The sequence below is a fragment of the Lentzea sp. NPDC059081 genome (genome assembly GCF_042738015.1).
In the GTDB taxonomy this organism is placed as follows: Bacteria; Actinomycetota; Actinomycetes; order Mycobacteriales; family Pseudonocardiaceae; genus Lentzea.
Map to the genome: position 1 here is coordinate 994609 of NZ_JBHYGW010000001.1, position 12643 is coordinate 1007251.

Consider the following 12643-nt stretch of genomic DNA (forward strand, 5'->3'; position numbering starts at 1 on the left):
ACGGCTATGGGACGCTTCCACACGACCACGGTCATGAGCGGGTGAGCGGGGTGCTCGTCGTAGACAGCCCAGCGCCCTGGACGTGGTCGAGGAACGCCAGACGCTGTGGCACAGCGCGAGCCCGCGCTCGACGGGCGCACCGGTGTTCCCGACCTGGGATTCGGTGCCGAGCCGGTGCTCGCGAACGACGGTTGGGTGACTGTTCCTGATCCGATCGGCCTGTTCTGAGGTGCGGCCTTGCTGCGCATGGTGTGAGCTGCACTTCGGCGAGCTGTGACCTCACGCTCATCGAAGTCGGCAACGGCATGCCGCGGCTGGCCGCGGCGTTGTCGTGACACGTAAACCGCACCACGAAAGGCATGTCATGCGCGCACTGGTCCAGCAGAAGTTCGGTGACCCCGCTGAGGTCCTCGAGGTGCGGGAGGTGCCCGCTCCGCAGCCCGGCCCCGGCGAGGTCCTGGTGCGGGTGTTGCTGTCCCCCATCCACAACCACGACCTGTGGACCGTGCGCGGCACCTACGGTTTCAAGCCCGAGATGCCCGCGCGTTCCGGCACCGAGTTCGTCGGGGTCGTCGAGGCGCTCGGCGAGGGCGTAGAGGGCCTCGAGGTGGGCCGGCGCGTGGCTTCCGGTGGCACGTTCGGTGCCTGGGCCGAGTTCGTGGTGGCGCCCGCCAAGGCGCTCATCCCGGTTCCTGACGCCATCGGTGACGAGGCGGCCAGTCAGCTGGTGTCGATGCCGTTCAGTGCGATCGCGCTGCTCGACTCGCTGAACCTCGCCGAGGGCGACTGGTTCGTGCAGAACGCCGCCAACGGAGCGGTCGGCAGGCTCGTCGCGCAGCTGGCTGCGGCCCGCGGCATTCGGGTTCTCGGCCTCGTGCGTCGTGCGGACGGTGTGGCCGAGCTGAGTGAGCAGGGCATCGGTGACGTGGTCGCGACTGATGACGAGGGGTGGCGTGACCGGGTGCGCGAGATCGTCGGTGACGCGCCGGTGAAGGCCGGGGTCGACTCGGTCGGTGGTGCGGCCGCGGGTGATGTCGTGTCGCTGCTCGCTGAGGGCGGTCAACTCGTGGTGTTCGGTGCGATGGCCTCGCCGACCCTGGAGATCAGCTCGGGTGACGTGATCTTCAAGCAGGTGACCGTCATCGGGTTCTGGGGCAGCAAGGTCTTCCCGGCGCTGGCGGCCGACAAGCGGGCTTCTCTGCTGGGTGAACTGGTCACGGGGATCGCCTCGGGCGCGCTCACCGTGCCGGTCGAGCACGTCTACTCGCTGGAGGAGATCGCCGACGCTGCGCGCGGCAACGCGGCCCCCGGCCGGCGGGGCAAGATCCTGCTGCGTCCCTGACGGTGACAGCGACGCGGGTGCCGCGGTCAGTCGGGGTCGGCCGTGAGACCGGCGTCCGCCAGCCATTTGTCGTGGTAGAGCGTGTCGAGGTAGTTGCCGCCTAGGTCCGGGGCGATCGCCACGCAGACGAGGTTCTCGTCCCTGGTGGACAGCCAGCGCAGCGCGCCGCTGACCACGGTGCCGGTCGACCCGCCGAAGAGGTAGCCGCGGCGCACCAGGTCGTGGCAGGTGCGGACGGTGTCGTGCTCCTCTACGTGCACGACGTCGTCCACCAGCGACTCGTCGAGGATCTGCGGGCGGACGCTCGTGCCCAGGCCGGGGATCAGGCGGGTGGCCGGCTTCGTGCCGAAGGTGACCGAGCCGACGCTGTCGACGGCGACTATGCGCACGGACGGCTGGGTCTCGCGGAAGTAGCGTGCGCAGCCCATGAGCGTGCCTGTGGTGCCGGCGCCGACGAAGAGCACGTCGAGGTCGGGGAACTCCTTGGCGATCTCGGGAGCGGTCGAGCGGTAGTGGCCCATCCAGTTGCAGGGGTTGGCGTACTGGTTCAGCCACACGAAGCCGGGGTTGTCGCGGCACAACGCCCGCACGTGCGCTATCCGGGAGCCGAGGTAGGCGCCTGAGGAGTCGGGCTCGGAGATGACGTGCACCTCGCTGCCGAACGCCTCCATCGCGCGGCGTGCGGCGTGGGTGCACCGCACGTCGGTCACGCAGACGAACCGGTAGCCCTTGCTGGCCGCCACCAGGCTCAGCGCCACGCCCATGTTGCCGGAGGAGGACTCGACCAGGGTCGTGCCGGGGGTGACGCGGCCGTCGCGTTCCATCGCGTCGACCATCTCCACGGCGGCCTTGAGCTTGATCGACCCCGCGAAGTTGAAGCCCTCGCACTTGAGCATCAGGTGTCGTCCGGCCATCTCGCGCAGGTCCACGTACAGGTCCGCGACGTTGAACTCCAGCGGACTCGTGATGACAGCTGCCACACCGAAATCCCATCTCCTAGCCGATGCGGAAATCGTTGACGGCGACGCGATATTTCCGCTATACGGCCTGCCATAGGCGCGATACCGACGAAATATAGGCGTGCTCCCCAGGGTCGTTTTCACGACGAAAAGGGAGGGCGAGGCGGATGGAACACTGGGCTCCACTCGAGCTCGACCCGGCGGGCATCGGAGCCGAGCCGGGGCCACGAGGGCTGGCCGACCACCTGCGCGGGTCCGCTGACCTGGGCGAGCTCCTCGCAGAGCACAAGGCACTGGTCTTCCGCGGCTTCCAGGTCACGACCTCCGAGCTCGACGAGGTGATGGACCTGCTGCTGCCCAACCGGCTGGCCTATGTCCACGGCAACTCGCCGCGCACGAAGGTCGGGCAGAACGTCTACACGTCGACCGAATACCCGCCGGAATTCGACATCTCCATGCACAACGAGATGTCGTACGCGCACCAGTGGCCGGAACGGCTGATGTTCTTCTGCGCCGTCGCGCCGGAGACCGGGGGTGCCACGCCCCTGGTGGACGGGGTGCGGTGGCTCGGCTCGCTCGACGACGAGGTGCGCGAGGCGTTCGCGAAGGGCGTGCGGTACACGCAGAACCTGCACGGCGGCAAGGGGTTCGGCAAGAGCTGGCAGGACACGTTCGAGACCGATCAGCGGGACGTGGTCGAGGAGTTCCTCTCCACCTCCGGCAGCGAGTTCGCGTGGCGCCCCGACGGCGGCCTGCGGGTGAGCCAGGTCCGGCCGTCGACCACCGTGCACCCGGTGACCGGGGACGAGGTCTGGTTCAACCAGGCCGACCAGTGGCACGCGGCCGGGCTCGGCGACGAGACCGCGGCGGCGCTATACCAGATCATGGGCGAGGAGGACCTGCCCCAGTCGGTCACCTTCGCCGACGGCTCGCCCATCCCCGCGGACCACGTCCGGCAGATCCGCGACCGCGGGCTCAGCGAGGCCGTCGACGTCGACTGGCGCGCGGGCGACGTGCTGCTGATCGACAACGTGGCGGTCGGCCACGGCCGGCGCTCCTTCACCGGGCCGCGCCGCATCCTCGTCGCGATGTCGGACTGACCCGTGTCGAGCACGCAGCTCCGCGACGAGCGCCAGGCCGACGCGCTGCGCCGTGCCGCACGCCGGTTCGCCACCGGCGTCACGGTGGTGGCGGTGCGCGACGGCGGCGGCGAGCACGCGCTGACCGCCAACTCGTTCGTCACGTTGTCGCTGCACCCTGCGCTCGTCGGGGTGTCGGTCACGACGGACGGGCGGATGCGCTACCTCGCCGAACGCGCGCGCTACTTCGGCATCAGCGTCCTCGACGCCGAGCAGGAGGAGTACGCGCGGCACTACGCGCGCCGCGGCCGTGACGGCGCACCGGACCACCTCGGGCTGCGCACGCTGGACACCGTGCCCGCGCCGGTGGTGCCGGGCTGCGTCGCCTACTTCGTCTGCGAGTTCGCGCACACGCACCCGGTGGGCGACCACGACCTGATCGTCGGCTCGGTGGTCGAGAGCCGCGTGGTGAGCGAGGACCGCGCGCCGCTCATCTTCCTCGACGGCAAGTTCGGCTGACTGGAGCTTCCCGACATGACCCCCGTCCCCCCGTTCGGCGGCCACTCGCTGTTCCTGTTCCTGGTCCAGGTCGCCGTGCTGCTGGTGCTGGCGCTGCTGATGGGCCGCCTCGCGGTGCGCGTGGGAATGCCCGCGATCGTCGGCGAGCTGCTCACCGGCATCCTGCTCGGCCCGTCGCTGCTCGGCTGGGTGGCTCCCGGCTGGGCGGAGTGGCTGTTCCCGCACCAGGCGGAGCAGTTCCACGTGCTCGACGCGTTCGGGCAGATCGGGGTGCTGCTGCTGGTCGGCGTGACCGGTGTGTCGCTCGACCTGGCGCTCGTCCGCAAGCGCCGCGGCACCGCGGTGAGGATCAGCCTGCCCGGCCTGGTGATCCCGCTGGGCCTGGGCATCGGCGCGGGTTTCCTGGTGCCGCAGGCTTTGCTGGCCGGTGGCGGCGACGAGCGCCTGGTCTTCGCGCTGTTCCTCGGCGTCGCCATGTGCGTCAGTGCTATCCCGGTGATCGCGAAGACGTTGATCGACCTGAAGCTGTTGCACCGCAACGTGGGTCAGCTGATCCTCATCTCCGGCACGGTCGACGACGTGATCGGCTGGCTCGGCCTGTCCGTGGTGACCGCGATGGCCACGACCGGCGTGCACGCGGGCGCGATCGCGCGGTCCATCGCGTTCCTGTTGCTGTTCCTCGTCTCCTCGTACGTGCTCGGCCGTCCGCTGGTGCGGTTCGTGATGAACCGGGCCGGTGACGGCGCCACGATCGGCGCGGCGGTCGTGGTCGTGCTGGCGATGAGCGCACTGAGCCACCTGCTCGGGCTGGAGGCGGTCCTCGGCGCGCTGGTCGGCGGCATGCTGATCCGCAACGCGGGCGGTGACGTGCTGGAGAAGCTGCTGCCGTTGCGCACGGTCGTGATGACGTTCCTCGCGCCGGTCTTCTTCGCGATGGCCGGGCTGCGCATGGACCTCACCGCCCTCGTCCAGCCCTCCGTGCTCGTCGCGGCCGTGGTGCTGCTGCTCATCGCCGTCGCCGGCAAGTTCGCGGGCGCGTTCCTCGGCGCGTGGCTGAGCGGGCTCGACCGCTGGGAGGCGCTCGGCATCGGCGCGGGCATGAACGCCCGCGGCGTCGTCGAGGTCGTGGTCGCGATGGTCGGCCTGCGGCTGGGGGTGATCAGCACCGAGATGTACACGATCGTCGTGCTGATCGCGATCGTCACGTCGCTGATGAGCCCGCCGATCCTGCGCGCCGCCGCGGCGCGCATCGAGGTGACCGCGAGCGAACGGCTCCGGTTGCGCGAGTACGAACCCCCGTCGCGGCAGCCCCAGGCCGCCGACCCCGTCTGAGGAAGGACCTCCCGTGCTGCCTCCCCCCTTCACCGTCATCTCCGGCGCGCAGGTCCGCGAGGTCCTGCGCGGCCGGGAAGAACAGGTCACCGGCGTGGTCGAGGCCGCGTACCGGCTGCACGGCGCCGGCGGGACGGTGAACCCGGACTCGTACTTCCTGCGCTTCCCCGACCGGCCGTCGTCGCGGATCATCGCGCTGCCCGCGTCGCTGGGCGGCGTGCACGGCCTGAAGTGGATCTCGAGCTTCCCGGAGAACGTCGCGGGCGGCCTCCCCCGCGCCTCCGCGGTGCTGATCCTCAACGACGCCGAAACCGGCTACCCGTTCGCGTGCATGGAGGCCTCGGTCGTCAGCGCGGCGCGCACGGCCGCCTCCGCAGCACTCGCGGCTGTACGACTCAGCACCGCCCGTGGTGTCCGGCCCACCCGCGTGGGCTTCGTCGGCGCCGGGCTGATCGCGCGATACGTGCACACGTACCTGCTGGCCAACGGTTTCGCGTTCGACGAGGCGGGCGTGCACGACCTGTCGCCGGAGCACGCCGGCGGGTTCGCCTCCTACCTGCGCGGCAGCGGGCCGGTCACCGTGCACGACAAGGCGGAGGACCTGATCCGGTCGTCGGACCTCGTCGTGTTCGCGACCACCGCGGGCGAACCGCACGTGCACGACCCGGCGTGGCTCGACCACAACCCGCTGGTGCTGCACGTGTCGCTGCGCGACCTGTCCCCCGAGATCGTCCTCGCCTCCTGCAACGTCGCCGACGACGTCGAGCACTGCATGAAGGCGAACACGTCGCTGCACCTCACCGAACAGCGCACCGGTAACCGGTCGTTCGTGGCCGGGGACATGCGCGCGCTGCTGGCGGGCGAGATCGACGTGCCGGCGGACCGGCCGGTCGTCTTCTCCCCGTTCGGGCTGGGGGTCCTGGACCTCGCGGTGGGGATGCACGTCCACGAGCACGCGCGCGGACTCGTCGTCGACGGGTTCTTCGTCGAGCTCAAGCGCCACGGCTGAGGGGAAGGCCATGACCGAGCGACTGCCGCTGTCCGCGGCCCAGCGGGGCGTCTGGTTCGCCCACCAGCTGGACCCGACCGGACAGCTCTTCAACTGCGCCGAGTACCTGGCGATCGACGGCCCGCTGGACGTCGGCGTGTTCACCACCGCGTGGAACCGGCTGCGCGCCGAGGCCGACACACTGCGGGTCACGGCACTCGACCGCGTGGACGGCGAGCTCTTCCAGTTCGTCGCCCCCGCGGACGACGAACCGCTGCCGGTGCACGACCACACCGGCCGGGCCGATCCCGAAGGTGACGCGCTGCGGTGGATGCGCGAGGACACGACGCGGCCGGTCGACCTGGCCACGGCACCGATCTCGGCCTTCGCGCTGTTCCGGGTGTCCGTGGACCGCTTCCTCTTCTACTACCGGATGCACCACGCCGTCATCGACGGCTACGGGGTGCAGCTGGTCGGCACTCGGCTCGCGGAGCTCTACACGGCGCTGGTGTCCGATGAGGACGGTGGCGTGCCGTGCACGTCGTTCTCGACGATCCTGGCCGAAGACCTGACCTACCGGGACTCGGCGCAGTTCGACCGCGACCGCGAGTACTGGACGGAGCGGTTCGCCGACCGGCCCGCGCAGATGCGGGTGCTCGGCGACGTGCCGTCCGGCGCCGACCCCGCGACGCTGCCTGTGCGGCTCAGCCGCGAGAGGGAGCTGGCTCCCGCGCACGTGCGGACGTTGCAGCAGGCGGCCGCCGTCACCGGGTCGACGTGGCAGGTGGTCGTGCTCGCGGCGGTCGCCGCCTACGTGCACCGGGTCACCGGCCGCCGCGACGTGGTCATCGGCATGCCGGTCGCGGGCCGGCGCAGCACGGCGTCGCGGCGCGCCCCCGGCATGGCGACGAACTCCGTCGCGCTGCGTCTGGACGTCTCCGCGGCGGACAGCCTCGCGGACCTCGTGCCGCGCATGGCCGACGTCGTGCGCGAGGCGCTGCGGCACGAGCGGTACCGCGCGGAGGACCTGCGCCGCGACCTCGGGCTCGACGGCAGCGAGCAGGCGTTCATCGGACCGATGGTGAACTTCATGCCGTACGACCGCACGCTGCGGTTCGGCGGCGCGACGGCCTCGACGCACAACCTGGCGTCGGGCCCGATCGTGGACCTCTCGCTCGGGGTGCGCGGCCAGGCGGGCGGCGAGATGTCGCTCGTGTTCGAGGCGAACCCCGAGCACCACAGCCTGTCCGGGTTCCTCGCCCACCGCGACCGGCTGTCGGCGTTCCTGCTGACCGTGACCGCGGACCCCGCGCGGCCGGTCGGGGACGTGTCGCCGCTGTCCGAAGTGGAGCGTCGCGACCTGCTCGTCGACCGCAACGCCACCGCGCGCGACCTGCCGGCCGAGACCGTGCCCGAGCTCGTGGCACGGCAGGCCATCCGCACTCCCGACGCCCCGGCGCTGCGGTTCGGCGACCGCACGGTCTCCTACGGTGAGCTGAGCTCGCGCGCCTCGGCACTCGCCGCCCACCTCACCGCGCGGGGCATCGGCGCCGAGGACTTCGTCGCGCTCTCGCTGCGCCGTTCACCGGAGCTCATCGTGGCGATGCTCGGCGTGTTGCGGGCGGGCGCGGCGTACGTGCCGGTCGACCCGGACTACCCGGCCGACCGCGTCGCCTACCTGCTCGACGACCTCCGGCCCGCCCTCGTGGTCGATGACGCCGTGGTCGACGACACCACGTTCGGCGATCTTCCTCCCGCCGGCGCGGTCGAGGACCTCCTGCCGACGCCGCACGGGGCCGGCGCGGCCTACGTCGTCTACACGTCCGGGTCGACCGGCGCGCCGAAGGGCGTGGTGGTGCCGCACGACGCGATGCGCAACTTCGTCCTGGACCACGCCGAACGCTTCGGGCTCACGGACGGCAGCAGGGTGCTGCAGTTCGTCTCCCCCAGCTTCGACGTCGCCGTCGGCGACATCTGGCCGACGCTCGTGTCCGGCGGGTGCCTCGTCCTCGCGCAGGACGGGCAGGACCTGGCCGGGCTGCTGCGCGACGAGCGCGTCACGCACGCCGCGATCCCGCCGGTCATGCTCGCGCAGCTGCCCTCCGACGGGCTGCCCGACCTGCGGTTGCTGATCACCGGCGGCGAGACGCCCGACCAGGACGTGGTGCGGCGGTGGACGGCGGGCAGGCGGATGGTCAACGTCTACGGCGTCACCGAGGCCGCGGTGGCGAGCACGACCTGCCGGCTCACCGCCGGCGACGGGGCGCCGATCGGCAAACCCGTCGCCAACACGCAGGTCTACGTCCTGGACTCGCGGCTGGAGCCCGCGCTGCCCGGCGCGGAGGGCGAGCTGTACCTCGCGGGTGACGGGCTCGCCCGCGGCTACCTGCGCCGGGCCGCGCTGACCGCCGACCGGTTCGTGCCGTGCCCCTTCGGGCCGCCGGGCGCGCGGATGTACCGCACCGGCGACCTCGTGCGGTGGCGGCGGGACGGCAACCTGGAGTACCGGGTCCGGGCCGACGACCAGGTCAAGATCCGCGGGTTCCGGGTCGAGCTCGGCGAGCTGGAGGCCGTGCTGCTCGGGCATCCCGCGGTCCGGTCCGCCGTCGCCGCGGTGCGGGAGCACGACGGACGCAAGCGGCTCGTCGCATACGTGGTGCCGGAGCACGACATCACGCCCGAGGAGCTGCGCGAGCACGCCGCGCGGGTCGTGCCGGACTTCATGGTGCCGGCCGCCGTCGTGCTGCTGGACGCGCTGCCGGTCACCCCGAACGGCAAGGTCGACCGCCGGCTCCTGGCCGCACCCGACTTCTCCTCGGACGACGACGCCGCGCCGGGCAGCGAGCGGGAAGCCCTGCTGTGCGAGCTGTTCGCGAAGGCGCTCGGGGTCGCGCGCATGGGTCCGCACGACTCGTTCTTCGACCACGGCGGCGACAGCATCATGGTGTTCCCGCTGGTGTCGAACGCGGCCGCGGCGGGACTCGAGTTCACCGCGCGCGAGGTGTTCCAGCACCCGACGGCGGCCCGGCTCGCCGGAGTCGCCAGGGACGTGCCGACCACGTCCGGCACCGGCCCGTTTCCCCCGACGCCCGAACTGGCACGGCTGGGCACGCGGCTGGAGGGCCTGCACCAGTCGGTGGTCGTGCCGGTGCCGCTCGGCACCCGCCTGAACGCCGTGACCGCCGTCGTCGAGTCCCTCGTCGCGCACCACGAGGCGCTGCGGATGCGCGTGCTCGCGGACGGGACGTGGGAGGTCGCCGACGCGGTGGACGACTGCCTGAGCCGCGTGCTGCTGGTCGGCGACCCCGAGCCGGACCTCGTCGAGGCGGAACGTTCGGCGGCCGCCGAGCGCCTCTCCCCCGCCGACGGACGGGTCGTGCAGGCGGTGTGGTTCGACTCCGGGCCCGCGCACCGCGGACGGCTGCTGCTGGTGCTGCACCACCTCGTCGCCGACGGCGAGTCGTGGCGGACGCTGCTGTCCGATGTGGACACTCTGTGGTCCGGTGCCGCACTGCCCGCCGCGGCCGCGTTGCGCGATCACGTGTCGGCCACGCCGGGCGCGGGAGTGGCGACGGGTTCCCTTTCGACGGTGGAGATCACGCTTCCCGCCGCCGACTGGGACTCGCTGGCCGAGCGGTACCGGGTGGACCGGGCCGACGTCGTGCTGGCCGGGCTCACCCAGGCCGTCACCGAACCGTGCCTCGCCGAGGTGCCGCGCTCCGCCGGACCGGTCGGGCGGATCGCCGCTCCCGTGCCCGTGCACTGCGCGTGGGCCCCGGCGGACAAGGCGCTGCGGCAGGTGAAGGAACAGCGCCGCGGTGGCGGTGCCGACGCCCGCCCGCGGATCGCGTTCCGCGACCTCGGGGAGCTGCCGGTCGAGTCGTTCACCTGCACCCCTGACCCCGGCTACGCGTTGGCGTGCACCACTTTCTCCATCGGCGGCGAGCTGCGCGCGCAGCTGGCGTGGCGCGAGTCCGCGTTCTCCGCACAGGACGTGCAGGAGTTCGCCACCCGGTGGAGCACTGCGCTCGACGAGATCACCGCGTTGCGCGACCGCGCCCCTCTCACCCCGGCGGACGTGCCGCTCACCGGGCTCACGCAGGCCGAGATCGACGAGATCACCGCCGCGCACCCGGACGTCACCGACGTCCTGCCGGTCTCACCGCTGCAGGCGGGGTTCGTCTTCCTGCACGCGGTGTCCGGGCAGCACGCCGACTCCTACGTCTCGCAGCTGCGGTTCGACCTGGAGGGCCCGTTCGACGGCGCGCGGCTGCGGGACGCGGCGACGGCGTTGCTGCGCCGGCACCCGAACCTGCGGGCGGCGTTCCGCGACGACGTCCAGGTGGTGTGCTCGGACGTCACGTTGCCGTGGCGCGAGACCGCGTGCACCGCCGGCGACGCCGACCGGATCGCGGCCGAGGAGCGCGCCGAGGGGTTCGACCTCACCCGTCCGCCGCTGGTCCGCTTCCACGTGCTGCGGTTCGGCGAGCACCACCACCGGCTGCTGCTGACCGCGCACCACGTGCTGTGGGACGGCTGGTCCACCGGGCTGATCGTGCGCGAGCTGTTCGAGCGGTACGCGCAGGACCGCGAACCGCGGCCGGGCCCGCCCTACTCGGACTACCTGCGGTGGCTCGCGGACCAGGACCTCGACGAGTCGCGCGCGGTGTGGGCCGCGGCGCTGGAGGGCCTGCCCGGCCCGACTCTCGTGGCCCCCGGCGCCCCCGCCGGGCAACGGCAGGAGCAGGTCAGGGCCGATCTCGACGCCGAGACCACGGCCAAGCTCGCCCGCATCCCCGGCGTCACGCTCAACACGGTCGTGCAGGCCGCGTGGGGAGAAGTGCTGGGCCGGCTCACCGGACGCGACGACGTGGTGTTCGGCTGCTCCGTCTCGGGCCGGCCGCCGCACCTGCCGGGGATCGAACGCATGGTCGGGCTCCTGACCAACACGATCCCCGTCCGCGTGCGGCTCGGGCCGGACGTGCTGTCCCGGCTGCAGGACGAGCAGGCGGCGCTGATCCCGCACCACCACCTGGGACTCGCCGACACCGGCCGCGACCTGTTCGACACGGCGATCATGTTCGTCAACTACTCCTTCGACCGCGACGAGTGGGCCGGCGCGCTGCCGGAAGCGCTGCGGCTGACCGGGTTCGAGGTCGAGGACGAGACCCACTACCCGCTGCGGCTCGCCGCGGTGCCCGGTAACCGGCTGCACCTGCGGCTCGGCTACCGGCCAGACCTGTTCCGCCCGGCCGAGGCGCGGCGGGTGCTCGACCGCCTCGTCCACGTGCTCGGCACGTTCGCCGACTGAGGGGGAATCGCGTGCACGACGTGTACATCAAGGGGATCGGCGTCCACCTGCCACCGGTGGTCGGCATCGAGGAGGCCGTCGCGCGGGGCCTCTACCCCGCCGAGGAGGTGGAGCTGCACCAGCTCGCCGGCGCGGCCGTCGCGGGTGACGTGCCGGCGCCGGAGATGGCGTTGCTGGCGGCCCAGGAGGCGTTCAAGCGCACCGGCCAGGTCCCGGAGGACATCGGTGTGCTGCTGTACGCCGACTCGTGGCACCAGGGCCCGGACGGCTGGCAGCCGCAGTACCACCTGCAGCGGCACCTGCTCGGCGGCGACGTGCTCGCGGTCGAGGTGCGGATGGGCTGCAACGGCATGTTCGGCGCGCTGGAGCTGGGAGCGGCGCACGTGACGGCCGGCCGGGGCGACGCGCTGCTCGTGGCGTCGGACAACTTCGGCACGCCGATGATGGACCGCTGGCGGATGGGTCCCGGCTACGTCGCGGGCGACGCGGCGTCGGCCGTGGTCCTGTCGCGGGAACCGGGGTTCGGCCGGCTGCTCGCGGTCGCCTCGGTGGCCGTGCCGGAGGCGGAGCAGATGCACCGGGGCGACGAGCCGATGTTCCCGCCGGGCCCCACGGTCGGCGCGCCGCTCGACTTCGTGGCGCGCAACGCCGCCTACAAGAGCCGGATGGTGTCCTCCGGCGAGGGCACCGGCGCGTTGATCCGCATCCACCAGCAGACGCTGACCGTCGTGCAGCGGGTGCTCGACGAGGCGGGCATCGGTCTCGGCGACGTGACGCGCGTGGCGTACATGAACTACTCGCGGGAGATCGTCGAGCAGCGGTGCATGGCCGCGCTCGGGCTCGGCATGTCCCGTTCCACCTGGGAGTTCGGCCGCACGGTCGGCCACCTCGGCGCGAGCGACCAGGTCGTGTCGCTCGACCACCTGCTGTCGGCCGGCGAGCTGGAGCCGGGCGACCACCTGCTGATGCTCGGCGTGGGACCGGGCGTGACGTTGTCCGCCGCGGTGGTCGGGATCGACCACCGCCCGCTCTGGCTGGACTCGCCGGGGCAACCGTGAGCACACCACCGGTGGGCCGTGACCGGCGGCTCGGTCCCGCGGTCACGCCTCCGCC

The 12643-nt window shown here is 72.2% G+C and carries 9 protein-coding genes; 8 read left to right on the plus strand and 1 reads right to left on the minus strand.

From position 1 onward, the window contains the following. Window positions 1-105 precede the first annotated feature (105 nt). Both ACFWV3_RS04070 and ACFWV3_RS04075 read left to right on the plus strand, forming a co-directional pair. Entirely contained in the window at window positions 106-228 is a 123-nt protein-coding gene (locus ACFWV3_RS04070) for a hypothetical protein (protein WP_382407988.1), read from the plus strand. 136 nt (window positions 229-364) lie between these two features. Further along, window positions 365-1342, plus strand: a complete 978-nt coding sequence (locus ACFWV3_RS04075) for a zinc-binding dehydrogenase (protein ID WP_382407990.1) — start codon at window positions 365-367, stop codon at window positions 1340-1342. A 26-nt stretch (window positions 1343-1368) separates the two neighbouring features. Here the strand turns inward: ACFWV3_RS04075 and sbnA are convergent, their stop codons facing one another. Beyond that, window positions 1369-2322, minus strand: a complete 954-nt coding sequence (gene sbnA, locus ACFWV3_RS04080; RefSeq protein ID WP_382407992.1) for a 2,3-diaminopropionate biosynthesis protein SbnA — start codon at window positions 2320-2322, stop codon at window positions 1369-1371. Window positions 2323-2468: 146 nt separating this feature from the next. Here sbnA and ACFWV3_RS04085 point away from each other — a divergent pair, with 146 nt between their 5' ends. From ACFWV3_RS04085 to ACFWV3_RS04110, 6 genes are read left to right on the plus strand one after another with little or no spacing between them, the layout of a single operon-like run. Further along, window positions 2469-3401 carry a TauD/TfdA family dioxygenase gene (locus ACFWV3_RS04085; RefSeq protein WP_382407994.1) on the plus strand — a complete coding sequence of 311 codons (933 nt, stop codon included), beginning with the start codon at window positions 2469-2471 and terminating at the stop codon, window positions 3399-3401. A 3-nt stretch (window positions 3402-3404) separates the two neighbouring features. Then, a complete protein-coding gene (locus ACFWV3_RS04090) occupies window positions 3405-3899 on the plus strand; it encodes a flavin reductase family protein (RefSeq protein WP_382407996.1) in 495 nt (164 codons plus the stop codon). A 15-nt stretch (window positions 3900-3914) separates the two neighbouring features. After that, window positions 3915-5231, plus strand: coding sequence for a cation:proton antiporter (locus ACFWV3_RS04095; protein ID WP_382407998.1), 1317 nt, complete (start codon window positions 3915-3917; stop codon window positions 5229-5231). Between the two features lie 16 nt (window positions 5232-5247). Next, window positions 5248-6240, plus strand: a complete 993-nt coding sequence (gene sbnB / locus ACFWV3_RS04100) for a 2,3-diaminopropionate biosynthesis protein SbnB (protein ID WP_382408156.1) — start codon at window positions 5248-5250, stop codon at window positions 6238-6240. 10 nt (window positions 6241-6250) lie between these two features. After that, window positions 6251-11530 carry an amino acid adenylation domain-containing protein gene (locus ACFWV3_RS04105; RefSeq protein ID WP_382408000.1) on the plus strand — a complete coding sequence of 1760 codons (5280 nt, stop codon included), beginning with the start codon at window positions 6251-6253 and terminating at the stop codon, window positions 11528-11530. 11 nt (window positions 11531-11541) lie between these two features. Continuing rightward, a complete protein-coding gene (locus tag ACFWV3_RS04110) occupies window positions 11542-12588 on the plus strand; it encodes a ketoacyl-ACP synthase III family protein (RefSeq protein WP_382408002.1) in 1047 nt (348 codons plus the stop codon). The last annotated feature ends 55 nt before the right edge of the window (window positions 12589-12643 follow it).